The sequence below is a fragment of the Corallococcus aberystwythensis genome (assembly GCF_003612165.1).
Taxonomy (GTDB): Bacteria; Myxococcota; Myxococcia; order Myxococcales; family Myxococcaceae; genus Corallococcus; species Corallococcus aberystwythensis.
The window spans coordinates 16,940-42,415 of the sequence record NZ_RAWK01000030.1; the positions used below are offsets into that span (position 1 = coordinate 16,940).

Consider the following 25,476-nt stretch of genomic DNA (forward strand, 5'->3'; position numbering starts at 1 on the left):
TCCATCCAACGTGCCTGGGAGGACGTCATGACGGAACAGGACGCATACATCCAGAAGATGGAAGCCGAGCAGCGTGAGGCGACCGCTCGCTTCCGCGAAATCGAAGCCCAGGCGGAGCTCGCCGACAGCGAGGACTCGCTCGACGTCCTCACCGGAGGCCGCGAGCTCAATGACGACGTCAACCGCGAGCTCCAGGCGCTCCGCCGCGCCGACCAGCGCGACTGGGACCGCCTCAAGGATGGCGTGGAGAAGGCCCGCCGCCGCTTCCATGATCACCTGGACCGCGCCGGCACCCATTGGGACCAGCTGCGCGCAGGCTACCGCCGCCAACGTGAGGCCGAGCTGCGGGAGCTGGGCGCGCAGATGGACCGCTGGGTGGCCTCCCGCCAGCGCACCGCCGCCGAGGACTCACTCCTCACCCGTCAGGAAATCGACTTCTTCAAGCGCGACCTGAAGAACTCCGGCGAGTTGCTCAAGAACCTGGGCCACGCACGCGGTCAGGCCTGGAAGACGGCCCGCGACCAGTACGAGGACGCCTGGCGCGGCCTGCTCGAGCGCTCCCGCCGCATCCGCGCGGATGGCATCGCCGCCGACAGCGCCGCCCCTTCCTGAAACACCCATCTTCACCGGCGCCACGCGGCTGTCACACGGCTACGCTAGGAACCGCCCCCTACTGGAGGGACACGGCCCGGAAGGACCGTGCCCCTCCCAGGCGTTTCCGACCGCGAGCCCATGGCCCTTCCCGCCCGTCCGACCCCGCCTCCCGTCCTCGCCGCCATCGATGTGGGCACCAACGCCGTGCGCCTGGAGCTGGCCCGCCCGGACGCCGAGGGCTCGCTCGAGACCCTCCACCAGGAGAGGGACCCCATCCGCCCCGGCGAGGGCGTCTTCACCACCGGCGAGATGCCGCAGGAGACGGCTGACCGCCTGCTGTCCACCCTGCGCCGCTACGCCGCCCTCTGCCGCCGCCACAAGGCCCAGGTGCGCGCCGTCGCCACCAGCGCCCTGCGCGAGGCCCGCAACCGCCAGGACATCGTGCGCCGCGTGCACGAGGAGGCCGGCCTGGAGCTGGAGGTCGTCAGCGGCAAGGAGGAGGCCCGCCTCATCTGCCTGGGCGTGCTGCACCGCAAGCCCCCCAACACCCGCTCGCTCCTCGTGGACATCGGCGGCGGCAGCACCGAGGTCGCCATCGCCACGGGCGAGAAGCCCGACGAGCTCTGGAGCCTCGCGCTGGGCTCCGTGCGCCTCACGGAGGTGTTCGACACCGCGCGCGCCGTGACGCCCAAGCAGCTGCGGCTGATGCGGAGCTTCGTGGAGGAGGTCCTCCACAAGACCCTCCCGGAGAAGCTCCCCGCCCTGCCCCGCGTGGCGCTGGGCTCGTCCGGCACCATTGGCGCCGTGGTGGGCTTCGCCTCCGCGGAGAACGGAGGCAATGCCACCATGCGGCAGCTCACCCAGACCGTGGAAGCGCTGGCGAAGATGCCGCCGGAGCGCCGCCGCAAGCGCTTCGACCCGCGCCGCGCGGACATCATCGTCTCCGGCGCCGTCATCCTGGAGGGCGTCGCGCGCCACCTGGGCGTGGAGTCCGTCAGCGTCGTCAACCGCGGCCTGCGCGACGGCCTGCTGGTGGACCTGCTCTACCGCCAGGACGAATCGCGCGAGGACCACAGCCTCGCGGACGCGGCCCTCGTCATGGGCCAGCGCTTCCGCTTCGATGAGAAGCACGCCCGCCAGGTGGCCCGCCTGTCCCTGGGCCTCTTCGACAGCCTGGCCGCGCTGCACCAGCTGCCCCTGTCCGTGCGCCCCCACCTGGAGGTCGCCGCGCTCTTGCACGACATCGGCACGGCGGTCAGCTACGAGCGCCACCACCGCCACACGTACTACCTCATCCACAACGCGGAGCTCCCCGGCCTCGCGGACCGCGAGCGGGAAATCATCGCGCGCGTCGCCCGCTACCACCGGCGCTCCCAGCCGGAGCTGTCCCACTCCGGCATGGCCGGGCTCACCCCGTCCGAGGCGCGGCGCGTGCGCAAGCTGGCCACGCTGCTGCGCCTGGCGAACGCGCTGGACCACAGCCACCACCAGCCCATCCGCGACTTCAAGGTGACGGACGGCCGCGAGGCGGTGACGCTGCACCTGCACGCCCGCCAGCCCCTGGACCTGGAGCTGTGGAACGCCGAGCGCGAGGTCGCCCAGTTCCGCAAGGTGTTCGGCAAGCGGCTCGCGTTCCAGGTCCACTCGGGCGGGCGCTAGGGCCACTGCCTCCCCGCCTGCCCACCGGCGGAAGGAGCGCGGCGCCCCTCCTGCCCGGCCCCACCGCCGTGGCCAGTGTGCAGACGAACGGGTCCCGTGCGCTTCTGGAGCGCCGTGGGCCTTCACGTCTTTCAAGGCCCTGGCGGGGCAAGGAGCGGCACATGAAGGCAGTCGTTTTCCACGGCATTGGGGACATCCGGCTGGACGACGTCGCGGAGCCGAAGCTCAAGGAGCCCACGGACGCCATCATCAAGCTGACCGCCAGCGCCATCTGCGGCACGGACCTGCACATGATCCGCGGCACCATGCCCGGCATGAAGCCCGGCACCATCCTCGGGCATGAAGGCGTGGGCGTCATCGAGGAGCTGGGCAAGGACGTGCGCAACTTCAACGTGGGTGACCGCGTGGTCATCTGCTCCACCATCGGGTGCGGCAACTGCTCGTACTGCCGCGCGGGCTACTACGCGCAGTGCAACGACGCGAACCCCAACGGCCCCGACGCGGGCACCGCCTTCTTCGGCGGTCCGGCGATGACGGGCCCCTTCGACGGCATGCAGGCGGAGAAGGCGCGCATCCCGTACGCGGCCATCACCATGGTGAAGGTGCCCGACGGCGTCACCGACGACCAGGCCATCCTCGTCTCCGACATCTTCCCCACGGGCTACTTCGGCGCGGAGATGGCGGAGATCAAACCCGGTGACACCGTCGCCGTGTTCGGCTGCGGCCCGGTGGGTCTGTTCGCCATCGTGAGCGCGAAGCTGCTGGGCGCGGGCCGCATCTTCGCCATCGACAGCCACGAGGACCGGCTGGCGCTCGCGAAGGCGCAGGGCGCGGAGATCATCAACTTCGAGGAGGAGGACCCGGTGGAGACGCTCAAGCGCTTCACCGGCGGCATCGGGGTGGACCGCGCCATCGACGCGGTGGGCGTGGATTCCCAACACGCGCACCACGGCCCGGCCGCCAAGAAGGCCAAGGCGGAGAAGCCCGAGTTCAAGCGCGAGGTGGAGATGGTCGCCCCCAAGCAGAAGCCGGACGGCGACAACTGGGTGCCCGGCGACGGGCCGTCCCAGGCCGCGCAGTGGGCGGTGCAGGCGCTGGCCAAGGCGGGCACGCTGTCCATCATCGGCGTGTACCCGCAGACGATGAACGCGTTTCCCATTGGCGAGGCGATGAACAAGAACCTCACCCTGCGCATGGGCAACTGCAACCACCGCAAGTACATCCCCAAGCTGCTGGAGCTGGTGCGCTCCGGCACCGTGGACCCCACGGACATCCTGAGCCACGTGAGGTCCATGGCCTCCGCCATCGACGCGTACCGCAACTTCGACCTGCGCAAGCCGGGCTGGGTGAAGGTGGAGCTGGAGCCGGGCGCCACGATTCAGTGACGCGTCACGCATCCGGGTCCAGGATGAGGCACGTGTCGCCGAACTCGTGCCCCAGGTAGCCCGCTGCTTCCGCATGCGCCGCGGCCCGGTGCAGGAGCGGAAGCGGCGCGAACGCCTGGAGCAGCGCATGGTGGCTGCTCCCCGGGTCGTGCACGCCGGTGAGCAGCCCGTGCACCACCCGGGGCACGTAGCCGGGCCCGAGCAGCAGGTCCGTCACGCCCTCCCCTGGCACCAGCGCCCCGTGTTGCGTCGCGCGTCCTTCCAGCGCGCGCACCACGGTGGTGCCCACCGCCACCACGCGCCCGCCGCTCGCCCGCGTCTCCTCCACCAGCGTCACCGTGCGCTCGGGGATGTCCGAGCGCTCGGGCCGGGGCAGCGCCGCGTCCAGCGCCGCGTCCCCCGTGGAGGACAGCCCCGCCGCGTGCGTGAGGGAGGCCCAGCGCACGCCGCGCGCCTTCATCCGCGACAGCACGGACGCCGTGAGGGGCAGGCCCGCCGAGGGCATCTCCGCGGCCCACGGACGTGCGGCGTAGAGCGTCTGCACGTGCCACAGCGCCAGCGGTCCCGCCGTGTAGGCGTACTGCACGGGCCGGCCCGCCGTGTAGAGCGCCTGCCAGAGCGCCGCGCCGCGCAGGTTGAAGGCCACGCGCAGGAGCCGGGGGGATGGGGGCAGCACCTCCACCACGCGCGCGGTGAGTCCGCCCACTTCCAGTAGTGAGCCCACGGGAAGCTCGGGCGGTGGCGGCCGGTCCTCGGTGCGCCGGCGCCAGTCCCCCGCGCCGAAGAGGACGACCGTCCAGGTGTCATCCGGTTCGTGGGACAGCAACCGCAGCTCGATGGGCGCGCCCGCGCTGGTGCGGCCCGTGAGCGAGCCGGGCAGCGTGGCCGCGTCGTTCATCACCAGCAGGTCGCCTTCGCGCAGGAGCTGGGGCAGCTCCGACGCGACGGTGTCGGTGAAGCGTTCGTTGCGCGGCTCCACATGCAGCAGCCTCGCCGTGTCGGGGTGTTCCCGGGGCCAACGGGCGGCGTTCATGCGGCCTCCCATCTGGCGGCCTCGAACCGCTGACCGGACGCGGTGTCCCGGGCCTCCACGAGCGCGAGGATGCGCGCGGCCACGTCCTCCGGCTTCGCCAGCGTCGCGGGGTCGGCATCCGGGAGCGCCTCGGCGTGCATGCGCGTGTCCATGTCACCGGGGTCCACGGTGAGCAGGCGCACGCCGCTGCCCTCGAACTCCGCGGCCCAGATGCGCGTGAGGTGTTCCAGCGCGGCCTTCGACACGCTGTAGGCGCCCCAGCGGGGATAGGCGGACACGGCGGCGTCGGAGGTGATGTTGAGGACGAGCCCGCGGCCCCGGACGACCATGCTCCCGGCCACGGCCTTGGTCAGGCGGAAGGGCCCCAGCAGGTTGACCTCCAGCACCTGCGCCACGTCCTCGCACGCCGTGTCCAACAGGAGCGGGAGCGGCGTGGGCCCCAGGCTGCTCGCGTTGTTGACCAGCACGTCCAGCGGGCCCACCAGCGCGGTGGCCGCGCCCACCAACGGATAGATGGCCTGCTTGTCGCCCACGTCGAAGGCGAGCGCGTGCACCGCCAGCCCCCGTGCCTTCAAGGGCGCTACCGCCGCGTCCAGGGCCTTCGCATCGCGCGCCACGCCCACCACCCGGGCGCCGCGAAGGGCGAAGGCCTCCATCAGGGCCCGGCCCAGTCCCCGGCTCGCGCCCGTCACCAGCACTGCTTGGTTCCGCATGTCCATGGATTGCCTCTCCTTGGGGACAGGGATAGCGCAGGGGCTCCGATGCGATGGCATGGGCGCCAATGGGTTGGCAGAATGCCAGCGCATGAGCGATGAGGACCTTCCGGGCAGGCTGGCGCGCAACCTGCGGACGCTGCGGGAGACGCGAGGGGCCACGCAGGTGCAGCTGGCGAAGCTGGCGGGCGTGCCCCGGGCCACCTGGGCGCATCTGGAGTCCGGGGCGGCGAACCCGACGTTGTCGGTGCTGCACCGGGTGGCGGGGGCGCTGCAGGTATCACTGGAGGAACTGCTTGCGAGGCCCAAGGCGAGCGCCCGGCACTACAAGAAGGACAGCCTGCCCATCCGTCAGCGGGGCGCGGCCTTCCTGCGAAAGCTCCTGCCGGATCCGCTGCCCGGCATGGAGTTCGACCGGCTGGAGCTGCCGCCCAAGGCACGCATCACCGGCGTGCCCCACACGCCCGGCACGCGCGAGTACCTGGCCTGTGAGTCCGGCACGATCGCGCTGGTGGCCAGCGGGGAGCGCTTCGTGTTGGAAATCGGTGACGTGGTCGTCTTCCGGGGTGACCAGAAGCACTCGTATGAGAACCCCGGCGTGCGCACGGCGGTGGGCTACTCCGTCGTGCTGCTCGCACCGACGCTCTGAAGGCCTGATTTTTGAGAATCTGGAAGTGTCTGTAAAACGAGCACTAGCAGAAGCATGGATTGACGAAACCCAGACGTAGCAGCCTGCTTCCCCAAGTCGTTTCACTTGGGGGGTCTATGAAGAATTGGGTTCTGCCTGTCCTGCTGTCATCCCTGTTGCTGAATGCCTGCGGCGCGGATGCGCCCGTCGCGACCACCACCGCGCCCCTGGCCGCGGCGACCGCGCCGTCGGACGCCTTCTCCGAGCCCGCGAAGAACCCCCGCCGGTTCGTGCCGGGCCAGGCCATCGTGAAGTTCAAGGGCTCCGGCAAGGCCCTCACGGACGCCGCGCTTCCTCCAGTCCAGGGCTTCCGTGCCCAGCTTGTGCAGCCGCTCTCCAGCGGGGCGGTGCTGGTGTCGCTGGAGGCGGAGCCCCGTTCCGTCGCCGCGTCCATCGCGGAAGAGGAGGCACGCACCCTGGACGCCATCGCGGAGCTCCGCCGGAATCCGGACGTCGAATACGCGCACGAGAACCTCTACATGGAGTTCTTCGCCACGCCGACGGACCCGCTGTACTCCCTGCAGTGGAACTACCCGGCCATCAACCTGCCCACGGCCTGGAACAGCGTCACGGGCAGCGGCGTGAAGATCGCCGTGCTCGACACCGGCAGGCTCGACCATCCGGACCTCAGCGGGGCCTGGACGGCGGGGTATGACTTTGGACAGGGGGACGCGGACCCCTACGACACGAACACCTACCACCACGGCTTGCACGTGGCCGGCATCCTCGCGGCGCGCACGAACAACGGCATCGGTGGCGCGGGTGTCTGTTGGGGCTGTCAGCTCATGCCCGTCAAGGTCTCCAGTGCCAGCAATGGCGTCACCCTGGCCACGGTGGACGAGGCCATCCGGTACTCGGCGGACAACGGCGCGCGCGTCATCAACATGAGCTTCGGCACGGCCTACAACCCCAACGCCCCCACGGCCGTCTTTCCCTGCTCGAACTACCCCGACATCCAGAGCGCGGTGACCTACGCCATTGGAAAGGGCGTGGTGGTGGTCGCCGCCGGTGGCAATGACGGCGTGGCGGGCCTGCAGACGGCGAACATCACGCCGGCCTCCTGCACCGGCGTCATCGCCGTGGGTGCCAGCACGCAGACCGGTGCGCGTGCGGCGTGGAGCAGCGGCGGCGCTCGCGTCGACGTCATCGCCCCGGGCGGCACCGCCAGCTCCGGCTTTTACGGTCAGGGGATTGGCTGCCCCCCCGACCCCAACCCAGGGGACCCGTACAGCGGTACGGACCAGGTTGTCTCGGCGTGGGCCATTCGAAAGCCGGGGGCCACGCTGCTGCCGGGTGACTACTGCCACCGCTACCTGGGCGGCACCTCCATGTCGTCTCCGCACGTCGCGGGCCTCGCCGCGCTCATCCTCTCGCAGAAGCCCTCGATGACGCCCGCGCAGGTCACCGCGCGCATCAAGTCCACCGCGACGGGGGTGTCCGGCTGCGGGGGCAGCTGCGGTGCCGGCCGCATCAACGCGGCGGCGGCCGTCTACACCAACCTGCCGCCCCGCCCGGCCAAGGGCCCCTGGTACAACCCGGCGCGCTCCGGCAACGGCCTGGACATCCAGCACCTCGCCTCTGATCAGATCCACGTCACCTGGTACACGTACACGTCCGCGGGCGTGCCCATCTGGTACCAGGCCTATCTCTTCGCGGAGCCCGGCGAGTGGCGGGGGGACCTGCTGAAGACCTCCTGGACGGGCTCCAGCGCGACGAACACCGTGGTGGGCACGATGCGCATCACCTACAGCGGAGGCCTGTGGCGCTTGTACTGGACGCTGGGTTCGCTCTCCGGCAACGAGCCCATCCAATTCCTGTCCTTCGGGAGCGGGGGCTCCGTGATGAACCTGAATGGCCTCTGGTTCAACGCCGCGGAGTCCGGCTGGGGCACCAGCTTCAACACGCAAGGCAACACCCACGTCATCAACATGACCGTCTACCAGGGCAGCAACCCGGTGTGGCTGCAGGGCGTGGTGAGCAGCACCTCCACGTCGCTGTCGTTCCCGATGTCCTACATCACCGGGACGAACCTCTGCCCGGGTTGCACCGGAACGACGTCGACCTCGTCGACGGCCGCGGGCACCTTTGCGGTCAACGGCTCGGCGGGCATTCCCAACAGCATGGCGGCCTCCTCCGCGGTGAGCTTCCCCGGCGGGTCGTGGAACCGGCCCTCCTTCACGCTCAGCCGTCTGACGGGCCCCTAGACTTCATCCTCCGGGCGCCGTGTCGGCGCATCCGTCGTCACGGCGCCCGTCCCGCAGTGCGAGGAGCATTTCCAGGCCGAGCGCATCACATCGCCATATGAACCTTTAAAGTCCAAAGAGCATGGACTTTTCAGGTCACGCGTGTCCAGACTCCCGGATGGCGCCACTGCGCCAAACCCTCGAGGAGTCATGTCCACGTCCACCCCTGCCGGTGAGCCGATGCGCACCCAGGCTGCGTCGCGCTGCGGCGTCTTCCTGCCCACACCCGAACGGCCCCGCCCCCTCTTCACCATCGAGGGCATTCGCTACGAGGCCATTCGCGAACTGGTGCGGATGCAGACCGGGGAACTGCTGATGCTCGCCCGGCGTCATCCGGAGCGCGGAGCCACGCTGCCCGGGCTCTGCTTCGTGCGCCGGCTGGCCAATCCCTCCACCACCCTGCGCCGCACGCGCCTGGGGGAGGAAATCCAACTGGCCTTCCGCCTCCATCACCCTGCCATCGCCCAGGTGTTCCACCGCAAGGTGCACCAGGACGCGTTGCACGTCGTCATGGAGTATGTGGACGGCCCCTCACTGGAGACGTTGGTGAGCGCGAGCGTGGCGCGCGGCCAGCCTGTGTCCGAACCCTTCGCCCTTTATGTCGGGGCGGAGCTCGCCGGGGCGCTGCACCATGCGCACACCCTGACGGACGACGCAGGCAAGCCCCTGGGAATCATCCACCGCGACGTGAACCCCCGGCACGTCTACGTGGGCGCGCACGGCGAGGTGAAGCTCGTGAACTTCGGCGCCGCCTATTCGGTGGTCATCGGACGCGAGGAGTCACCCGCGAACCTCGTCCGGGGTGACGTGGCCTATGCCTCACCCGAATACCTGGAGCGGCTGCCGCTGACGCCGCGCTCCGACGTCTTCAGCCTGGGCGTGCTGCTGGTGGAGCTCTTCACCGGCAAGCATCCCTTTGACGTGCAGGACGTGCCCCGTCCGGCCATCCGCCTGAGCCCGCTGAGGGTGGAGGTCCTCCCCTCGCTGCCGCTGACACAGATGCGGGTGCTGCTGGCCAGCTTCGGACCCGCGGAGGTCGAGGCGGCGGTGGAGCGGCTCTCGCCGGATGTGAAGCCACTGCTGCACGCGGCCCTGCGCGCCGACCCCGAGGAGCGGTTCGCCACGGCGGCGGACATGCGGGATGTCCTTCGCGCGGCGCTCGTCAGGCGGCACCCGGGCTATGGGCGACAGGAGGCGGCCGCAGAAGCCTCGCGGCTGCTGGCGGAAGGCAGCGTGCTCCGGGACGTGGTGGAGTTTGGCGAGGGAGGGCTCTTCCCGGAGGGACTGGAGGAACACGAACTGGAGCGCCTGGGGAAGAAGTAGCGCGTCAGCGCGCCAGCACGGAGGCGACGCGCAAGAGGGCATCCAGTTCCTCCGCGTCCAGCTTGCGCGCCAGGTGCAGGAGGCGACGCAGGTCCGGCGCGTCGCCGTCCTCCCGAGGCGAGGACTTCCGGCCCTTGAGCACGTCACCCTTGGGAGTCAGCCCCAGCAATGTTTCGGGCGAGACGCGCAGCTCCTGACAGAGGCGGTAGAGGGACGGGACGCTGGGCAACATCTTGCCGCGCTCCAGGCGGCTGTAGACGGGGTGGACCAGTCCAATGCGCTCGGCGACTTCGGCCTGCGTCAGTCCCAGATGCTCGCGGGCGGCACGTGCCGCCATGCCAATGGTGATGCCGAGTTCTTCATTCATGGAGGGCGCGCAGCGTATCCGAGTTATGCGCTCCAGACCCTCGCACCCGCATGCGCGCGGGCCCGCGCGAGGAGACACATGCGAGCGGCACGAGCGCCTGAGAAGAGAACGCCATGAGGCCGCCGCCAGCCATCCTGTCGCCCGGAGTCCAGGTGCTGGGTTACACGGTGGAGCGCCAGCTGGGACAGGGTGGCTTCGGCACGGTGTACCTCGCGCGCAACGCGGGACAGCCCTTCGCCCTGAAGCTGTTGCACCTGCCGCGCGTCGGGGAGCGCGCTGAGCGCGAGGTCTCCATCCTCCTGAAGCTGCGCCATCCCAACGTCGTGGGGCTCCAGGGATACGGGCTGTGGCCGCCGGGCGAGCCGCGCTTCGCGGTCATCGTCATGGAGTACGTGGACGGGCGCAGGCTGGACGTCTGGGCCGACGAGGAGAACCCCACGGCGCGGCAGGTGGCTCACGGGGTGCTGGATGTGGCGCGGGCGCTCGCCACGACGCACGCGGCGGGGGTGCTGCACAGGGACGTGAAGGAGGCGAACGTCATGGTGCGCGCTTCGGATGGCCTGGCCAAGCTGTTGGACTTCGGGATTGGTGATTACACCGGAGCCCGGGGACTGACGGCGGACATCCTCCCGCCCGGGACGCCGGAGTACCGCGCGCCCGAAGCGTGGCGGTACTTCCGGCAGCACGCGCGAGTCCCTGGTGCCCGCTACGTGGCGGGCACGCCGGATGACCTGTGGGCACTGGGCATCGTCCTCTACTGGCTGCTGACAGGGCGCAAGCCCTTCGACGGTGCCAGCGACACGGAGTTCATCGAGGCAGTGATCACCCAGACACCGTCGCCACCGTGCGAGGTGAACGAGCGCGTGCCTCGGGCGTTGAGTGACGTGTGCCTGCGGCTGCTGGAGAAGACGCCCGAGGCGCGCACACCGAGCGCCCTGGCCGTCGTGGCCGAACTGGAGGAAGTCCTGCGAGGCGCCGATGCGGCGTGGGACGTGCCCCTGTGCGATGCGTTCGGCGAGGACACCGCGACGACGGAGAGCGAGCAGGACAGCTTCGAGAAGTGGCGGAACCGTCCCCGGCACAGGCCCCGGAGGGGCATGCGTGCGCCGCTGGAGGCTTCACCGCTGCCTGCCGGAGCCACGACGACGCCGGAGACGACGGTGAAGCCACGGCGTTCCCTGCGCGCGTGGGCGGTGGTGATGACGATCCTGGCGCTGATCACAGTGGGAGTGTTGCTGCTTCGTCAGGAAGTAGCGCCCACTGACAAGTCACCTCAATCTGAGCGGGCCGCGGTTCCCAGTGGGCCTGAGGCCACCGCCGCGGCCGTCGCGCTTCCCGCGACGCTCCAGGAGGTTGCCGCCACCGTGACGACGCAGACGCCAGAAACTCCCTTCCTTCCGCTCTCCTCGAAACCCGTGAGAAAGGTCCGGAGCGTCATGACCCGTGCGGCGGGCGCGGCGGCCTGCACGGCATTGATGGCCTGCCCCGGCTCGCAGGTGCGCCCTCCACCGCCGCCAGAGCCCTGCCCCGTGGGCGCGGTGAAGGCCATGACGGACCGGGGCATCGAGATGGGGGACAAGTACATAGCGGCCTTCGACTTCACCGGTGCGCGCATCATGTCGGTGTCCGAAGGCCCCGCTCAATTTCTCCTGGCCGAGGACGTGGGAGACCTGCCGGGTGGTACGGCGGTGTCAGGCCGACTCATCGTGAGGGACCGCGTCTATGGACGCCTGACGTGGGCGACGACCAAACAAGGCGACAGCTTTCCCGTGTGTCTGGAGGTCTACGAGGAGGGGGGCAGCCGGGGCAGGGGCATGTTGAGGGAACCTGGAGACGACTCACCGTCGAGCGCCCGGGTCTTCACCACGGTGCGCGTAAAAGCAGTGCGTGAGTTCGAGTAGCAGGCTCGCCTGGGAGACGCCGCCAAGTGCCCTCTTCATCCACGGTTGTCTTCCTGGGACTGCTGCTCGCGAGTGCCGCGGCCTTGGCTCAATCCGAGAGCTCGGCCTCCGTGCAGGGCGCCCGGCGCATCGAGCTGCCCCCGGACGGGAGTCCATCCATCGCGGAAATCGCGGTCAGCGCGGGGCTCTCCACGGGCCTCTACTTCGACTCGGACCTGATGCGCGACGGCATCGAGTTGGAAGGGCGGGAGCGCTTCTCACTGGTGGACATCGGCCAGGCCACGCTCCGGCTGGTTCCCTCTTCGCGTGTGACGCCTGGCGAGCACTTCCGGCTCATCGTGCGCTTCAGGGATGGCGCGGCGCCGGTGAGTGCCTCCTTTCTCCTCCAGGTGCATCCCGCGAAGGCGGAACCCCTCGTTGAGGTCTATCGCGAGAAGCGGACGCTCGAGACCTATCAACAAGAAAGCCGGGAGGTCCGTGCGGAGTTGGAGCGCTGCCGGGACGAGAATTCACGGCTGGTGGCTGAGAATGAGGCTCCGCCCGGGCTGGCGGGGCTCCTCTCCACCGGAACGCTGGATGAGGACGGGGTGGTGGGGCGCATCGTGACCAAGGACATCCTTCGGCTGACTGGAAGTGCCCTGGCTGCGAACTCCGTCATCACCTACCGCGCCAAGACGGCTGTTGCCATCGTGGTCAATCTGGCGACGGAAGCGGGTGCGGAACCCTGGAGCCCGAAGGGGGCGACACTTCGGGGCAGGACGGGAGCGGAATTGAAGGTGCTCCGCATCTGGCAGCAGCCATCCAGTCCCATGAGTGAGGCCCGAAGCATCGTGGTCGAGGCGGAGGCGCCAAAGGCCGGCGTCCAGGGGTCGTTCTCCTTGAAGCTCTGGGAGGACGGCCCACGCACCGTCACGCTGGGCAACGTGACGTTCCCCTAGGCATGGGTTCGGAGCTCGCCACTGACGGGCTCGGCGCATTTGGATGCAAACATTCCCCCTTGAGGTTGATGATGCGCGTGAGTGTCCTGGCGCTGTTCGCGGCCCTGCTGCTGGCAGGCTGCGCTGGCGTGGAGACTTCTTCCCCCCGAGGAAGCTCACGGGTTCTCCGGCAGCGCGCCACCCATGCGTCGGACGCGCTCGACGATGAGGAGGACACGCAACGACTCCACCGGCGGCAACCCGTCCGCATGCCGACGGGGACGGTCATCCTGGCTCCTTCCGGGAAGATGTCGCGGGAGGCCTTGGAGATGGGCCTGCTGGATGTGGACACCTTCGAGAAGTTGCTGGTGCGTGCCGGCCTGGAAGACGTGGATGAACTCCCCCTTCGCCGCAACCCTTTCACTCCGGATGACGCGGTGGAGGTGCTGGGCCGGTTGATGGAGAAGCCGGTGACGCTCGGCACCTTCCCACCCCGCATGGCGGCGGGCTTCCTGATGCGGGAGGTGTTGGAGCACGGTGAGGTCTCCCGCGAGGAGCTGACGCGACGGGTGGCGCGCTTCGCTCGCGAGCAGGTGGCGGTGCTGCGGCCGGATGGCTACCTCGCGTGGGCGCTCAACGGACGTACGCAGCAGAAGGTCGCGGCCATCGAGTGGAGGGACGGAGCCTTCCGCGCGGGCAACTTCGAGCTGGGGCGCTTCTACAGCGGCAAGGGCGGCGTCTTCCGCCAGGTCGACTCGCAGCTTCGGGCGTCGGACCGGCGGCCCCTGGCCGAGGTGTACGACGACGCGGATGTCCTCAGCCGCTCGCTGGACGGCGCCGAGGACGCCTTCGTGGGGATGTACCACGCGCTGGGGCAACTCCTCTCCCGCCCCACGGACAGCATCGCGGGACTGCGCCATCTCCCTTCCGGTGTGGTGGCGCTCATCGCGTCATCGCCCGCGTACTGGGAGCGCTTCCAGTACATGACGGCTGGCGAGCAGATCCGCGGGGTGGCCCGGGTATGGACGGACGTCCTCGTCACCTGGGGCACGGCCTCCGCCACGACGCGGACGCTGAAGGGGATGGTGTCTGGAGCCGACGCCGCAGTCCCTGTCCTGTCGCTTTCAGCAGAGGGGGCCCTGGTGCTGGAACGCATCTCCGTGCCAGTGGGGCGTGCGGCGGCGGTGTTGAGCAGCGGCCCCGGGGCGGCCATCATCCTCCAGCGAGTCGATGACACGGCGGGCTCGGGTGATGGGGACGGTGGAGGTTCTTCGCCGAGCGGGCCGAAGGGCTATTCGTCCTTCAAGTCATTCAAGCGGGCCCTGGGGCCGGCGGGGAATGGGAAGGAGTGGCACCACATCGTGGAGCAGACCGACGGAAACGTGACGCGCTTCGGGCCGCAAGCACTCCACAACACGGAGAACGTGATTCCGCTCGACAAGGCACTTCATAACTCAGTGAGTGCGTTCTATTCGTCGCACCAGTATCGAGTCACAGGCTCGACGTCGCTGACCGTTCGGCAGTGGCTGAGCACCCAATCATTCGAAGCCCAAAGTGCATTCGGGCTGCGTGCGATGGAGAACATTCGGAACGGACTATGGTGACGGAAGACCTTCAGAAACTCGTCGCGAAGTTCGCGCAGCATGCAGCCGCCCAAACAGAGGCAATCGTGCAGGGGGACTCGAAAGCCGCGAACAAGCACGCGAAGGAATCGATCGCAGCGTTCAAGCGGCTGAAGACCCAGGGGGACATAGGACGGGATGCACTCGCAACCCTGTTCACCCATCCCCGGATGGATGTTCGAACGGCGGCGGCGGCATTTCTGCTTCGGTATCGCACCGCTGAAGCCAAGGCGGTGTTGGAAGAAGCCGCGAAGGGTAAAGGACTGATCCCATTCGAAGCGCAGGAGGCCCTGAAGCGATGGGAAGAAGGAACCTGGTCCCTGGACCCCGCTTGAGCGAAACCGCTCCCGCTACGCCCCACCGCCCTGCCACGTCAGCATCCCCATCACGCCCACATCTCGCGCACCCCCCGCGTGCAGCCTCCACGGCACCGCCACGCCGAACTCCAGGGACTTCAGCGGTCGCGCCAGCAGCCCCGGAGACAGGAGCACCGTGGAGGTGCCGTCCTCATCCCTCCACCCCGCCTCCACCATGGGCCGCAGTGGCCCCAATGCCAGCACCGCTCCAGCCGCAAAGTCCGGATGGAACTCGTTCCTCAAGCCGCGCACTCCGGGCAGCTCCTCCGCCTTGAGCTGGAGGTTGAAGCCCACCGGCCCCACGTCCTGATACGCCAGCAGGTACGGTTCGAAGCCTGGACGGAAGCGGTCGTCCCTGACGTCGCGCGTGGCCTCCAGGTCCATGCCCAGGCTCAGCGTGAAGCCTCGCCGTCTGTCATTGACCAGCGCCAGACCGATGCCCGCCTCCGCCGTGTCCAGCCCCCGCGGATCCTCCGGCGTCGTCAGCGAGACCTTCGCCTCCACCTGCATGCGGTCACTGAGGCCGTACTCGCCTCGCACCGGTAGCTCGAAGCGCGTCTCATCTTCCTGCCGCGTCCACTCCAGGCCGGTGCCCAGTTCCACCTGACCGCGCTGCTGCGGCGGCGCTCCGTCTCCCAGGAAGAACTCCTGCACCCGCCCCTGCACCCCTTCCTCCGCCGCCGCTGGCACCGCGAAGAGGCCCAGGACTCCCACCGTGACGAGCTGCCGTACGTTCGCCATGTCAGCAGGGTGGACACGGCCCTGATGCACCGGGGCCTCTCCACCGTGCCGCCCACCGCTCGGCCGCACGCCTGCTTCCAGGAACAAACGTGTGAATGCTCCGGGTGCAGGCTTGCATCACCCCGCGTGGGGGTGGCAAAGCCTCGGGACCATGCGCTCCGCCATCAAGCCCGCCCTCCCCTTCGCGCGACACACCGTGGCCCTGCTGGCCCTGGGCCTCACCGCCTGTGGCGGCAAGGACGTGCGCCCCGGCGAAAACCCCGTCACCGACCCCTGCGTGGAGAGCACCACCGCGGACCCGGCCAGCGGAACCTGCGCGCCGCTGCGGTTGCAGTGCGCGAAGGACCTGAGCGGCTTCAAGACGGACCGCTACGTCTGGCGCGACCGCGACTGCCGCGTGCGCACCGTGTCGCTCGTGCGCAACGACGCGGCGGATCCGGCGGGCTGGAACGGCGGCTACATCCGCCGCTACACCTACGAGGTCGCGGGCGCCGAGCGCATCTGCGACGGGCAGAGCTCGCAGGTGCCCGGCTGGGGCATGGTGACCAGCCACCTGAAGGAAGGCCCGTCATGGGGCGCGTGGACCCAGGACGTGCGCGGCACCGGCCGCATCGTCTTCAAGGGCGCGCACCACGCACTGCACGAATTGAAGTGGCCCCTGTCGCTGGACGGCCACGTGGTGCAGGTGACCGTGCAGTACCTCTTCGCCACCGGCCGCGACCACCCGCTGTATGCCATCACCCACGACGCGTCCGGCTTCCCCGCGAACCAGATTGAAGCCGACGTGCGCTCGCCCTACGGCGACCTCGCCTTCGACGGCAATGCCAACACGGACATCGCCGGCCTGGGCTGGGGAGACCGCTACCGCTTCGTCACCCTGTCCTCCCCCGTGACGATGAACACCGGCTGGGACTACCGCGAGCCCAACGTCGTCCCCTACACGCGCATGTGGACCGCCGCGCCGGACGCGGAGATGGGCGCGGTGCAGACCCAGACGTGGGAGCAGAAGCCCGCGGGCGGCTACTGGCTGTATCCGCAGTGGGGCACGCGCCACGCCAACGGCCCCATGCCCGTGGACTACAACTGGGCCTACCAGCTCAACCAGTACGAGCTGCCCTCCGTCACCAACTCCCACCGGCTCGCGTGGGGCAGCAACTTCGGCGCGGTGGGCCTGTCCCAGTACCCGCGCCTGGGCGACGACGGCGTGATGCTCTCCGGCCATCCCTACCAGAGCTATTCCGTCTTCATGGTGCTGGGCACGCACGCGGCGAACCCCGTGCTGTCGCTCGTGTCGGAGGTGGAGGCCTGGCAGGGCGTGAAGCTCACCGCCTCCGAAGGCACCGTGCGCGCGCGCGGCCCGGGCGGCGTGGGCCGCTCGGACGCCGTCACGTATGACGTCCCCGGCTACAACCCCGTCTACGCCACGTGGGAAGCGGACGCCGCCTCCAACCGCGTGACGCTGGCGTTCGATACAGCGGGCCGCACGCTCGCGCACCCGGTGCTGGTGGTGCACGGCTACACCGCCACCACCGCGCCGAAGACGGTCACCCTGGATGGCCAGGCCCTCACCGCGGACACGGACTACTTCGCGTCCGTGGACCCCGCGGGCAAGGCGCTGTGGCTCACGCTCCAGCGCGACTTGAAGGGCAGCGCCACCCTCAAGGTGGAGTAGCCCCCCAGGCGGGACAGGCCCCTGCACGCCACGGTGCGAGGGGCCCTTCCCTGACTTCACGCGGGTGGACGTCAGTCCGCGTTGCCGCTGCCGCCGTAGCCCTGCGGGGCCTGCGAGCGCAGTCGCTGCCACTGGGCGCGGGCGTCCTGCTCCACGCGCTTCTGATCGTCCACGTTGCGGCGGGCGTCCTCCACGCCGCGCTTGGCCTCCGCGACGGCGGACATGAAGTTCGCCTCGGACATGTCCCTGGCGCGCACGTCGCCGCTCTTCTCCAGCGCCTTGTACTGGGCCAGGTTGAGCTCCGCGTCCGCCACCTTCAGCTCCGCGTCGCGCAGGTCCTTCTCCGCCTTGGCGGTGTCCGTCTTGCGCTCATGCCAGGACACCTCGGCGTCCGCGGCGGCGCGGCCGGCCTGGGCGCCCTCGAGCTTGGACTTCGCCTGCGCGATGGGGCTCCGCTGGCCGGTGGCCTCGGCGGCCTTCACCGCGGCCCTCTCGGCCTCCATGCGGCTTTCGGCGGCGTCGCCGTTGCGGCGGGCCACTTCCGCAGCGCGCTCGGCGTCGCGCACCGCCACCTCGGCGCGCGTCACGTTGTCGGCGGCCTTGGTGCGGGCCAGCTGCGCGTTGCGCACCTCGCTCAGCTGCTCCTCGGGGATGCGCGCCATCATCGTGTCGTCCACGCGCGCGGCCTTGGAGCTGCCGCAACCGGCGAGGAACGCCATGGACGCCCCCAACGCCAGCCCCACCACCCAGTGCCGCTTCGTCCTGTTCTGGAACATGTTCTCGATCCCCCGTCCAAAGATGACTGGGGAAGAACGTAGACACGGCCCCGCCGGGCGACAGGGGCCACGGACGCCGCCGTTCCCCCTGGAATCCGCCCGCGTCCGGGCCGGCCGTGGAGCAGGCAGGCTCCAGCCCTTTTCCATTCCACGCCGTTGCCGTCCGGGACTTTCGTCACGGGGGCATGTCCCAACCCGGACGCAGTGCGTGTCTCAAGGTCGCGCGAAGGACGCGCCACCAGGGAGAGGGACCACAATGAAGCGGACCGGATGGGGATTCGTGCTGGGAACGAGCTGCGCGCTGCTGATTGCCGCCTGCGGCGCCGGGTCGGAGGAACCCGGCAACATCGAAGGCACGGAGTCCGTGAAGATGAGCATCTCGCTCGCGGGTGACGCGTGCGGCGTCATCTCGGCCGAGGCGACCGTGACCGCGCAGGACCTGCCGCCCACGCCTCCCCAGTACCTGTACGTGGGCAATGGCTACATCGAAGGCTACCTGAGCAACATCCCCGTCGGGCCCCGGCGCATCGTGGACGTGCGGGCCTACAACGGTGCGGGGCGGGAGGTGTACGCCGGCAGCGCGGCCGTGGACGTGTACCAGGGCTCCGTGTCGTACGCGCAGCTCCAGCTCAAGCGCAATCAGCAGAACTGCCCCGGCACGGGGACGGGCGACATCTACATCATCGGCACGCTGGAGGGCACCGGCCCGTCCCAGGACGCGGGCTACGACGCGGGCCCGGGTCCGGTCTACGATGCGGGCAGCGCGTTCGACGCGGGCTAGAACGGGAGTCCTCCATGGGGAGCACAGCGCGGTCCATTGGCCTCCTCATCGTGCTGGGCTCCCTCATGGGGTGCGCCACGACGTCCTCGATGAACACGGACCTGGACAAGGGTCCGCTGGGCTCGAGAACGCAGATGAAGACGCCCCTCAACGCGGCCACCGGCCCGCGTGTCGAGGAGCTGGAGGATCCCCGCCGCCTGCTGTTCTACTCGTTCGCGACGTACTTCCGGATCCACGGGCGGGGAAAGACCCGGCGGCTCGTCGATAGCGAGCGCGAGCAAGACAACCCCTTGTGCCGGCGGACTCGCGACACTCCGCCAGGGGACTGCCCGGAGATCAACGACATCGCCTGGTCCGACATCCTCTTCGACCGGCTGAACCAGCAGGCCGTCCGTCATGAGCACGGGGTGTGGAGAGCCCCCAAGGACCCGTCGCGCAAGGACGGCCGCGAGCTGTGGGGCTACTGCGTGACCCTCCTGGACTGGAAGGACGTGGACGCGACCATCGCCGTCATTGACGAGCTGCTCCTCGACTACGACATCACCACCGACGTCTGCATCGTCCTTCACGGCATCGAGGAAGCGGAGGTGTTGTAGGCGTTACGTGCCCCGGCCGTAGAACCACGCGGTGAGGGCCAGGCGGGAGGCGTGGGCGGGCAGCACTTCGTGCTCCAGTTGCTCGCTCAGGAACACCACCAGGCGGTCCAGCACGGGTGCCACCTCCACCGGGGCGCCGGTGTCCTCCGGGAAGAGTCGCAGCACGCCGCCGTCCTCCGGCCTCCAGCCCGCGTTCGCGTACCAGATGGCGGTGAGCCGGCGGTTGGACTGGCCCGGGAACGCGTCGCGGTGGCGGGCGTAGTGCGCGCCGCCGCCGGGGTAGCAGGCGAGCTGCACGTCGAAGCGGCCCAGCCCCAGGTACGCGCCGGAGGACACGGCCTCCCCCAGCGCCTGGAAGCGGTGCCACAGCGCTTCCAGCTCCGGGGCCGCGCCGGGCAGCACCCACTCGATGTGGTCACCGCGCACGGAGGTGTCGAGCGAGTGGTCCGCGCCGCGCCGGATGCCCGCGGGCTTCAGCTTCCCGGCCTCCACGCGCGCGAGCGCCGCGGCCCGCACCGCCAGGGCCTGGGACTCCCCGAGGAAGCCGTCCCGCACGAAGTACCCGCGCGAGCCCAGGGCCTCCACCTCCGCGTCCGTCAGCTCCACCTGGCGACTCTCCTGTGTCGGGCGCCTGTCCGGAAGCCCGCGTCCACACGCTGCCCCAGGACGCCCCCCTTCCGGAAGCGGTTAGACTTCCCCCCATGGCGAAGAACGTCTCGCGAGCCCTCTCTTTCATCGCCGCGGTCGCGCTCGGCGCGCTGGGGGCCTGGTTGCTGCTGCGTCCCGCGTCCTCCCGGCTGCCGGACACGGCGGTGGTGGTGGAGCAGATGCGGGAGGTGGCCCGGCTGGAGACGCTGGACGTGTCCCTCTACAAGAAGGTCACGTTCACGCCGGAGCCGCAGGCCACGGACGCGCTGTGGAAGGACGTGCTGCTCTGGGCCAGCTACACGCTCCAGAACCCGCACGGCCGCGCCATCGTGTTCGCGGACGCGCACCTGGGGTTCGACTTCCAGCGCTTCGACGCCAGCCACCTGCATGCCGTGGGCACGCGCGTGGACGTGCTGCTTCCGCCCATGCAGGTGACGGTGGCGCTGCGGCCCGGGGAGACGGAGATCATCGACTCCAACCTGGACAGCGCGCAGACGGCGCAGCTGTTGGAGAAGGCGCGTCTGGCCTTCGAGAGAGAGGTGCGGCAGGACAAACGCCTCCAGGACAAGGCGCGGCAGTCCGCGGAACGCTCGCTGCGGGGCCTGCTGCTCACGCTGGGCTTCCGCGAGGTGCGCTTCGTGGAGACCTTGCCGGTGGGGAGCGCGGGATGACGGAACGTCTGGAATTGATTCAGGGAGACATCACGCACGTCACGGCGGACGCCATCGTGAACGCGGCCAATTCCTCGCTGGGCGGAGGGGGCGGCGTGGACGGCGCCATCCATCGCGCGGCGGGGCGGGAGCTGCTCGCGGAGTGCCTCACCCTGGGCCGTTGTCCCACCGGACAGGCGCGGATCACGAAGGGTTACCGCCTGCCCGCGGCTCACGTCATCCACGCGGTGGGCCCGGTGTGGCAGGGCGGGAGTCACGGCGAGGACGCACTGCTGGCCTCGTGCTACCGGAGCGCGTTCGCGCTGATGGAGAAGCACGGCCTTCGCACGGTGGCGTTCCCCTCCATCTCCACGGGCGTCTACGGCTTCCCCATCGCGCGGGCCGCGCCCATCGCGCTGCGGGAGATCCGCGCCGCCCTGGAACGAAGGCCGGAGCTGGAGCGCGTCACCGTGGTCCTCTTCAGTGAAGCGGATTTGAAGGTGTACCAGCAGGCGTTGGGCGCGTAGCTCACGCGTTCCGCAGCACGTCCCCGTCCAGGAGGAACGACCCGGGGACTCCGTCCGGTGCGTGCCCCAGCGCGGCCAGTCTCCGCACCGATTCACTGTCCGACTCGCGGCACAGGAGCGCCACCTCGCGCCGGCCCAAGCTCACGCGCAGCGGACCTCCGCCCGTGGCGGCCTCCAGCCTGCGCCGCTGCGACTTCGTGAGCAGCCGCGCGCCGTCGTGTCCGTCGCCGCCCGTCACCGCCCAGACGCCGGAGAACGCCTCCGCCAGCCGCACCTCGCCCTGGTCGATGACGACGGGACGCACGTCCGCGGGCCGCAGCTCCAGGTTGTGCCATGCCGCCGCGTCCACCGCTTCGAGCGTGAGCCCTGCGTCCTTCAATGCGGCGACCGGCAGGTAGCGCACGAACTCCGCGTCCTCCAACACGTAGAAGACCTCCAGCCCCGCGGGCCCCGGACGGAACAGCGCGCCCTGTGTCCCCGCCACGAAGCCCGAGGGCCGCAGCACTGGGCGCAGCGCCTCCACTGGCACCCCCGTGGCCCCCACGCCCGAGGACAACCCGCCCAGCCTCGACGCCAGGGCCTCCACGTGCGCGGTGAGCCCCTGCGTCCCAGGTGCCTCGCGATACGCGGCGTACAGCGAACCCACGTCCACGCGGCCCACGCCGCCCGTGGCCAGCTTCACCAGCAGGTCGCGGCCCTGGCGCCGGAAGGCCATGCCCGCGCGGCCCAGCGCGGCGGTGAGCGCGGCGGTGAACTCCGGGCGCAACACCTGCTCCTCGGGCGCGGGCGGCGGAGGCAGGTCCGCGGCCTCCAGCTCCGCGCGCAAGAGCTTCGCCTCCGCGTCGAAGGGGTCCCGCTCCACCGCCTCGGCCACGTAGGCGCGGGCACGCTCGCCCTCGCCCTGCCGCAGCGCGAGCACCGCCAGCACCTTGAGGGCCTCCGGGTCGCCGGGGCTCAGGGCCAGCGCCTCGCGCAGCTCTGCCTCCGCTTCCCGGTGCCGCTCCAATCCCAGCAGCGCTCGCGCGAGCCCCAGGCGCACCTGGAGGTCCCTGGGGAAGTCGCGCCGCAGCGCCTGCATCAGCGGCAGGGCTTCCCGCTCCGCGTCCGCGTTGACCAGCGCATGCGCCACGGTGAGGCGCAGCGTGGGCCCGGGCGTACGCGCGGCCTCGGCGCGCAGCGCATCCAGCTCCGCGCCGCTGAGCACTTCACCCGCCTCCACCTTGCGGCGCAGGCGCTCCAGTTCCGCCGGGGAAATCACGCGCGGACTCTACCCCCTCAGTGCGTGGTGTCGTGCGTGTCCGTCTGCCCGGAGGACTCTTCCTCGCCCCGGGTCTGCGACAGGAAGTCGTCCAGGGCGCCCACGTCGATGGGCTTTCGGAACACGGCATCCACCTGCGCGAGGCTCGCGCGGTTCTGTCCCCGCACGTCCATGCCGGTGACGATGGCCAGCAGTGAGTGGGGCGTGCGCTGCCGCAGCTCGCGCGCCAGCTCCCAGCCCGTCATCTCCGGCATGACCGCGTCCAGCAGCGCGGCGTCGTAGGGATGCTTCTCCCACATGTGCAGGGCCACGTCGGGGCTGTGCGCCACCTGCACGTCGTAGCCCTCCTCACCCAGCACCTCCGCCATCATCCGCGCGTTGTCCAGGTCGTCGTCCACCACCAGCACGCGGCGCGCGCGGCCCGGCATTCGCGGCATGCCTCCCGGCGCCATCCGCGGCGGCGGCTGCGTGGAGGGCGGCGGCGCACCGGCCGAAGCGTCACTGAAGCGCGGCAGCCTGACGATGAAGCTCGCGCCCGAACCGTCGCGCCGGTTCTCCACCGTCAGCTCTCCGCCCCAGCGCTGCACCTGCGTGCGCGCCACCGCCAGGAACAGCGAGAACTGCGGCGCCCCCGGGTCCCGGCGCAGGGGGTCGAACAGGCCCGCCAGCTCATCCTGCGCATAGGGACGCCCGCTGTCCTCCAGGCGCAAATCCAGCCATTCCTCCCCCGCCGGACGGGTGCGGACCACCAGCGTGCCGCCGTTCTCCATCCGGTCGCGCGCGGACAGGAGCAGGTTGACGATGAGCTCGCGGAAGAAGCCCGCGTCCGCCTTCACGCCCCACGGGAAGCCCAGGTCCAGCTCCGTGTGCACCGGGTGCTCGCGCTGCTCCAGCTCGCCCCGGGCCAGCTCCAGGGCCTCGCGCACCGTCTGGTCCACCGGCACGTTGCCCAGGCGCTCCTCGGTGCGCTGCACGCTGAACTCCTGCAGCCGCGCCACCAGTTCGCCAATCTGGCGCACCGTCTTGTCCAACGACTCCACGTGCTCCGGCTTGTATTCACGTTGCAAGAGCGTGATGCGCAGCCGCAGCACGTTGAGGAAGTTGTTGAGCGCGTGCGCGGCGCCGCTCGCCAGCTGCCCCAGCGCCTGCTGCCGGGTGCGCCGCAGGAGCTGCCCCTGGAGCCTGCGCACCTCGCCGTGCGCGTTCTCCAGGGCCTTGGTCTTCACGGCCGCTTCCGTGCGGTCGCTGAAGGTCTGGATGACGCCCGCCAGGACCTGGTCCTCCTCCCACACCGGCGTGGCGCTCATCTCCAGCGTGGCGTCCCCGCCTCCGGGGCGCTCCACCTGCATCATCACGCCGCGCACCGGCCCCTTCTCGCGCAGCGCGCGCAGGAAGGGCATGTCCTGCACCTTGAAGGGCTCCCCCGTGGGATGCCGCGCGTTGACCTGCGTGAGCACCGGCCCCAGCGAACTCGCGGCGCGCGCGCCCACCACCGCGCGCATGGGCACGCCCATCAGGCGGCTCACCGGCGGCGATGCGAAGGACACCATGCCGTCCGTCTCCGCCAGCAGGATGCCCACCTCCACGTGGTTGAGCACCGACTCCATCACCGCCGCCTCGCGGAAGCGGACCTCCTCCGTCTTGAGCACGCGCGCATACGAGGCCTGCGCGGACGCGTCCGCCTCCCACACCAGCTCCGACACCAGCGCCGCGACGTCCGCGTCGATGACGCCCCCGTTGCGGCGCGCGTAGACGTAGAGCAGAACCTCCTGGAGCGACTTGAACTCGCGCGTCAGGTCTTCCGGTTCGAAGTTCTGGTCGTACCGGAAGGCCCCGTGCGAGCGCACCACCTCCGGCCACAGCCGCACCGCGTCCTCGCCCCGGTCTTCAAGCAGCCGGGCAAGCTCGTCCAGCAGGTGGCGCAGCGGCGCGCGCAGGTCCCGGCCGGGGACCTCCACCTCGTACGTCTCCGCGCGCAGGCGCTTGGACCACAGGCGCGTGATGCGCTCGCCCTCGTCCGAGAGCAGACCTGACAGCGCGGCGATGGCGGTATCGGAAGAAGGCACGCTCAAGGGCGCACGATGCGCACGCTCCAGGCGCCCAGCCACCCGCCCCCCGTCCGCATGCCGTGCGGCACTGTCTGGCGTTCCACAGACGCGGCTCCATCGCGGGCCCCGAGCGCCTGCCTGCCCGGCCGCCCTGGCGGCGCCGAGCGATCGTCCCCACCTTCCCAGGCACGGATGAGCATCAAGGAGCGCAGGAAGAACGATCTGGAGCAGCCCGAGGTCTCCCAGCAGGCCATGGCGCAGCTGTTCCGTGGCGAGCTCAGCCGCTCGGACACGTGGCGCACGCGCCTGGACACGACGACGAACTGGGCGCTCACCACGACGGCGGCGGTCATCTCCTTCGGCTTCGCGACGCCGGAGAGTTCGCACGTCACGTTCCTGGTGGGCATCTGGATGGTGGTGTCCTTCCTCCTCATCGAGGCGAGGCGCTACCGCTACTACGACCTGTGGAACCGCCGGGTGCGTCTGCTGGAGGACGGGTGGTGGGCGCCCATGCTCCGGCGCGAGCCGGTGGATCCGGACGCGCTGCGGGAACTGGCGGTGGAGATGTCCCGGCCGCAGATCCAGCTGTCGCTCTTGTCCGCCATCGCCACGCGCCTCAACCGCGCGTACGGGCCCATCCTCATCGTCCTGTTGGTGACCTGGTTCTTCAAGGTCTACAGCCACCCGCGGCCGCCGCGCGACTTCGGGGACTTCATGGACCGGGCGCACGTGGCCTGGATTCCAGGCCCGGTGGTGATGATCTCCCTCCTGTTCCTCACGGTGGCGGCGGCGTACCTCTTCACCGCGTCCTTCTTCATCCGGGCGCCGCTGGGCGAACTGCGCACCCGGCCCCGTGGACGCCGGGCCGCGCTCTGGGAGGCCTTCTACCGGCCCTACGCCATCCAGCGCCGCAAGCGCCCCCGTGCCCAGGGGGTCCGCGCCAATCCGCCGCGCCCGCCGGCCCCGTTCGACCACTGA

General features: G+C 70.2%; 24 protein-coding genes. 16 read left to right on the forward strand and 8 right to left on the reverse strand.

The features are described from left to right. The first annotated feature begins 27 nt into the window (after positions 1–27). The 3 genes from D7W81_RS06905 to D7W81_RS06915 all read left to right on the forward strand — a co-directional run bounded on the left by D7W81_RS06905 (position 28) and on the right by D7W81_RS06915 (position 3,638). Positions 28–612 (forward strand): sll1863 family stress response protein, encoded by a 585-nt coding sequence (locus D7W81_RS06905; protein ID WP_120554527.1) that lies wholly within the window; start codon positions 28–30, stop codon positions 610–612. Positions 613–732: 120 nt separating this feature from the next. Further along, entirely contained in the window at positions 733–2,253 is a 1,521-nt protein-coding gene (locus tag D7W81_RS06910) for a Ppx/GppA phosphatase family protein (protein WP_120554528.1), read from the forward strand. A gap of 161 nt (positions 2,254–2,414) precedes the next feature. After that, positions 2,415–3,638, forward strand: a complete 1,224-nt coding sequence (locus D7W81_RS06915; RefSeq protein ID WP_120554529.1) for a zinc-dependent alcohol dehydrogenase — start codon at positions 2,415–2,417, stop codon at positions 3,636–3,638. Positions 3,639–3,642: 4 nt separating this feature from the next. On the opposite strand, the gene D7W81_RS06920 is transcribed toward D7W81_RS06915, so the two are convergent. Together D7W81_RS06920 and D7W81_RS06925 are read right to left on the reverse strand one after the other, a co-directional pair. After that, positions 3,643–4,671 (reverse strand): S-adenosylmethionine:tRNA ribosyltransferase-isomerase, encoded by a 1,029-nt coding sequence (locus tag D7W81_RS06920; protein WP_208721200.1) that lies wholly within the window; start codon positions 4,669–4,671, stop codon positions 3,643–3,645. Beyond that, a complete protein-coding gene (locus tag D7W81_RS06925; protein ID WP_279637806.1) occupies positions 4,668–5,384 on the reverse strand; it encodes an SDR family NAD(P)-dependent oxidoreductase in 717 nt (238 codons plus the stop codon). The genes D7W81_RS06920 and D7W81_RS06925 overlap by 4 nt, the downstream gene beginning before the upstream one ends. A 91-nt stretch (positions 5,385–5,475) precedes the next feature. On the opposite strand from D7W81_RS06925, the gene D7W81_RS06930 reads away from it, so the two are divergent. From D7W81_RS06930 to D7W81_RS06940, 3 genes are all read left to right on the forward strand, one after another. Further along, positions 5,476–6,033 (forward strand): helix-turn-helix domain-containing protein, encoded by a 558-nt coding sequence (locus D7W81_RS06930; protein ID WP_120554532.1) that lies wholly within the window; start codon positions 5,476–5,478, stop codon positions 6,031–6,033. 116 nt (positions 6,034–6,149) lie between these two features. Continuing rightward, positions 6,150–8,276 (forward strand): S8 family serine peptidase, encoded by a 2,127-nt coding sequence (locus D7W81_RS06935; RefSeq protein ID WP_120554533.1) that lies wholly within the window; start codon positions 6,150–6,152, stop codon positions 8,274–8,276. Positions 8,277–8,495: 219 nt separating this feature from the next. Continuing rightward, positions 8,496–9,638, forward strand: a complete 1,143-nt coding sequence (locus tag D7W81_RS06940; RefSeq protein ID WP_244227019.1) for a serine/threonine-protein kinase — start codon at positions 8,496–8,498, stop codon at positions 9,636–9,638. 4 nt (positions 9,639–9,642) lie between these two features. On the opposite strand, the gene D7W81_RS06945 is transcribed toward D7W81_RS06940, so the two are convergent. Next, positions 9,643–10,005 (reverse strand): helix-turn-helix domain-containing protein, encoded by a 363-nt coding sequence (locus D7W81_RS06945; RefSeq protein WP_120554535.1) that lies wholly within the window; start codon positions 10,003–10,005, stop codon positions 9,643–9,645. Positions 10,006–10,118: 113 nt separating this feature from the next. On the opposite strand from D7W81_RS06945, the gene D7W81_RS06950 reads away from it, so the two are divergent. The 4 genes from D7W81_RS06950 to D7W81_RS06965 all read left to right on the forward strand — a co-directional run bounded on the left by D7W81_RS06950 (position 10,119) and on the right by D7W81_RS06965 (position 14,780). After that, positions 10,119–11,906 carry a serine/threonine-protein kinase gene (locus D7W81_RS06950; protein WP_120554536.1) on the forward strand — a complete coding sequence of 596 codons (1,788 nt, stop codon included), beginning with the start codon at positions 10,119–10,121 and terminating at the stop codon, positions 11,904–11,906. 26 nt (positions 11,907–11,932) lie between these two features. Beyond that, entirely contained in the window at positions 11,933–12,844 is a 912-nt protein-coding gene (locus D7W81_RS06955; RefSeq protein ID WP_120554537.1) for a DUF2381 family protein, read from the forward strand. A 71-nt stretch (positions 12,845–12,915) separates the two neighbouring features. Beyond that, positions 12,916–14,427 carry a hypothetical protein gene (locus D7W81_RS42945; RefSeq protein ID WP_208721201.1) on the forward strand — a complete coding sequence of 504 codons (1,512 nt, stop codon included), beginning with the start codon at positions 12,916–12,918 and terminating at the stop codon, positions 14,425–14,427. Continuing rightward, entirely contained in the window at positions 14,421–14,780 is a 360-nt protein-coding gene (locus tag D7W81_RS06965; protein WP_120554538.1) for a DUF2019 domain-containing protein, read from the forward strand. Before D7W81_RS42945 ends, D7W81_RS06965 begins: the two co-directional genes overlap by 7 nt. Positions 14,781–14,795: 15 nt before the next feature. Here the strand turns inward: D7W81_RS06965 and D7W81_RS06970 are convergent, their stop codons facing one another. Beyond that, on the reverse strand, positions 14,796–15,542 hold the full coding sequence (locus D7W81_RS06970; RefSeq protein WP_120554539.1) for a hypothetical protein: 747 nt from the start codon (positions 15,540–15,542) through the stop codon (positions 14,796–14,798). Positions 15,543–15,693: 151 nt separating this feature from the next. Between D7W81_RS06970 and D7W81_RS06975 the strand changes: the two genes are divergently transcribed. Next, on the forward strand, positions 15,694–17,214 hold the full coding sequence (locus D7W81_RS06975; RefSeq protein ID WP_120554540.1) for a hypothetical protein: 1,521 nt from the start codon (positions 15,694–15,696) through the stop codon (positions 17,212–17,214). Positions 17,215–17,285: 71 nt separating this feature from the next. On the opposite strand, the gene D7W81_RS06980 is transcribed toward D7W81_RS06975, so the two are convergent. Further along, positions 17,286–17,990, reverse strand: coding sequence for a hypothetical protein (locus tag D7W81_RS06980; RefSeq protein ID WP_120554541.1), 705 nt, complete (start codon positions 17,988–17,990; stop codon positions 17,286–17,288). Between the two features lie 256 nt (positions 17,991–18,246). On the opposite strand from D7W81_RS06980, the gene D7W81_RS06985 reads away from it, so the two are divergent. Together D7W81_RS06985 and D7W81_RS06990 are read left to right on the forward strand one after the other, a co-directional pair. Beyond that, positions 18,247–18,771: a hypothetical protein gene (locus tag D7W81_RS06985; RefSeq protein WP_120554542.1), complete on the forward strand. Its 525-nt coding sequence runs from the start codon at positions 18,247–18,249 to the stop codon at positions 18,769–18,771. 14 nt (positions 18,772–18,785) lie between these two features. Continuing rightward, on the forward strand, positions 18,786–19,367 hold the full coding sequence (locus tag D7W81_RS06990) for a hypothetical protein (RefSeq protein ID WP_120554543.1): 582 nt from the start codon (positions 18,786–18,788) through the stop codon (positions 19,365–19,367). A gap of 3 nt (positions 19,368–19,370) precedes the next feature. Here the strand turns inward: D7W81_RS06990 and D7W81_RS06995 are convergent, their stop codons facing one another. Beyond that, positions 19,371–19,973: a 2OG-Fe(II) oxygenase gene (locus tag D7W81_RS06995; protein ID WP_120554544.1), complete on the reverse strand. Its 603-nt coding sequence runs from the start codon at positions 19,971–19,973 to the stop codon at positions 19,371–19,373. A gap of 95 nt (positions 19,974–20,068) precedes the next feature. Between D7W81_RS06995 and D7W81_RS07000 the strand changes: the two genes are divergently transcribed. Both D7W81_RS07000 and D7W81_RS07005 read left to right on the forward strand, forming a co-directional pair. Next, the gene (locus D7W81_RS07000; protein WP_120554545.1) at positions 20,069–20,686 is read left to right on the forward strand and encodes a DUF4230 domain-containing protein; all 618 of its coding nucleotides are present in this window, start codon (positions 20,069–20,071) and stop codon (positions 20,684–20,686) included. After that, entirely contained in the window at positions 20,683–21,192 is a 510-nt protein-coding gene (locus D7W81_RS07005) for an O-acetyl-ADP-ribose deacetylase (protein WP_120554546.1), read from the forward strand. Before D7W81_RS07000 ends, D7W81_RS07005 begins: the two co-directional genes overlap by 4 nt. Before the next feature lies 1 nt (position 21,193). On the opposite strand, the gene D7W81_RS07010 is transcribed toward D7W81_RS07005, so the two are convergent. Continuing rightward, on the reverse strand, positions 21,194–22,450 hold the full coding sequence (locus tag D7W81_RS07010) for a tetratricopeptide repeat protein (protein ID WP_120554547.1): 1,257 nt from the start codon (positions 22,448–22,450) through the stop codon (positions 21,194–21,196). 17 nt (positions 22,451–22,467) lie between these two features. After that, entirely contained in the window at positions 22,468–24,516 is a 2,049-nt protein-coding gene (locus tag D7W81_RS07015; RefSeq protein WP_120554556.1) for a hybrid sensor histidine kinase/response regulator, read from the reverse strand. A 174-nt stretch (positions 24,517–24,690) separates the two neighbouring features. Between D7W81_RS07015 and D7W81_RS07020 the strand changes: the two genes are divergently transcribed. Then, on the forward strand, positions 24,691–25,476 hold the full coding sequence (locus D7W81_RS07020) for a DUF2270 domain-containing protein (RefSeq protein ID WP_120554548.1): 786 nt from the start codon (positions 24,691–24,693) through the stop codon (positions 25,474–25,476).

Excerpts from the sequence above, each read along its gene's own strand:
- D7W81_RS06905 (WP_120554527.1), top strand. The coding sequence starts at position 28 with ATGACGGAACAGGACGCATACATCCAGAAGATGGAAGCCGAGCAGCGT.
- D7W81_RS06910 (WP_120554528.1), top strand. The coding sequence starts at position 733 with ATGGCCCTTCCCGCCCGTCCGACCCCGCCTCCCGTCCTCGCCGCCATC.
- D7W81_RS06915 (WP_120554529.1), top strand. The coding sequence starts at position 2,415 with ATGAAGGCAGTCGTTTTCCACGGCATTGGGGACATCCGGCTGGACGAC.
- D7W81_RS06920 (WP_208721200.1), bottom strand. The coding sequence starts at position 4,671 with ATGAACGCCGCCCGTTGGCCCCGGGAACACCCCGACACGGCGAGGCTG.
- D7W81_RS06925 (WP_279637806.1), bottom strand. The coding sequence starts at position 5,384 with ATGCGGAACCAAGCAGTGCTGGTGACGGGCGCGAGCCGGGGACTGGGC.
- D7W81_RS06930 (WP_120554532.1), top strand. The coding sequence starts at position 5,476 with ATGAGCGATGAGGACCTTCCGGGCAGGCTGGCGCGCAACCTGCGGACG.
- D7W81_RS06935 (WP_120554533.1), top strand. The coding sequence starts at position 6,150 with ATGAAGAATTGGGTTCTGCCTGTCCTGCTGTCATCCCTGTTGCTGAAT.
- D7W81_RS06940 (WP_244227019.1), top strand. The coding sequence starts at position 8,496 with ATGCGCACCCAGGCTGCGTCGCGCTGCGGCGTCTTCCTGCCCACACCC.
- D7W81_RS06945 (WP_120554535.1), bottom strand. The coding sequence starts at position 10,005 with ATGAATGAAGAACTCGGCATCACCATTGGCATGGCGGCACGTGCCGCC.
- D7W81_RS06950 (WP_120554536.1), top strand. The coding sequence starts at position 10,119 with ATGAGGCCGCCGCCAGCCATCCTGTCGCCCGGAGTCCAGGTGCTGGGT.
- D7W81_RS42945 (WP_208721201.1), top strand. The coding sequence starts at position 12,916 with ATGCGCGTGAGTGTCCTGGCGCTGTTCGCGGCCCTGCTGCTGGCAGGC.
- D7W81_RS06965 (WP_120554538.1), top strand. The coding sequence starts at position 14,421 with ATGGTGACGGAAGACCTTCAGAAACTCGTCGCGAAGTTCGCGCAGCAT.
- D7W81_RS06970 (WP_120554539.1), bottom strand. The coding sequence starts at position 15,542 with ATGGCGAACGTACGGCAGCTCGTCACGGTGGGAGTCCTGGGCCTCTTC.
- D7W81_RS06975 (WP_120554540.1), top strand. The coding sequence starts at position 15,694 with ATGCGCTCCGCCATCAAGCCCGCCCTCCCCTTCGCGCGACACACCGTG.
- D7W81_RS06980 (WP_120554541.1), bottom strand. The coding sequence starts at position 17,990 with ATGTTCCAGAACAGGACGAAGCGGCACTGGGTGGTGGGGCTGGCGTTG.
- D7W81_RS06985 (WP_120554542.1), top strand. The coding sequence starts at position 18,247 with ATGAAGCGGACCGGATGGGGATTCGTGCTGGGAACGAGCTGCGCGCTG.
- D7W81_RS06990 (WP_120554543.1), top strand. The coding sequence starts at position 18,786 with ATGGGGAGCACAGCGCGGTCCATTGGCCTCCTCATCGTGCTGGGCTCC.
- D7W81_RS07000 (WP_120554545.1), top strand. The coding sequence starts at position 20,069 with ATGGCGAAGAACGTCTCGCGAGCCCTCTCTTTCATCGCCGCGGTCGCG.
- D7W81_RS07005 (WP_120554546.1), top strand. The coding sequence starts at position 20,683 with ATGACGGAACGTCTGGAATTGATTCAGGGAGACATCACGCACGTCACG.
- D7W81_RS07020 (WP_120554548.1), top strand. The coding sequence starts at position 24,691 with ATGAGCATCAAGGAGCGCAGGAAGAACGATCTGGAGCAGCCCGAGGTC.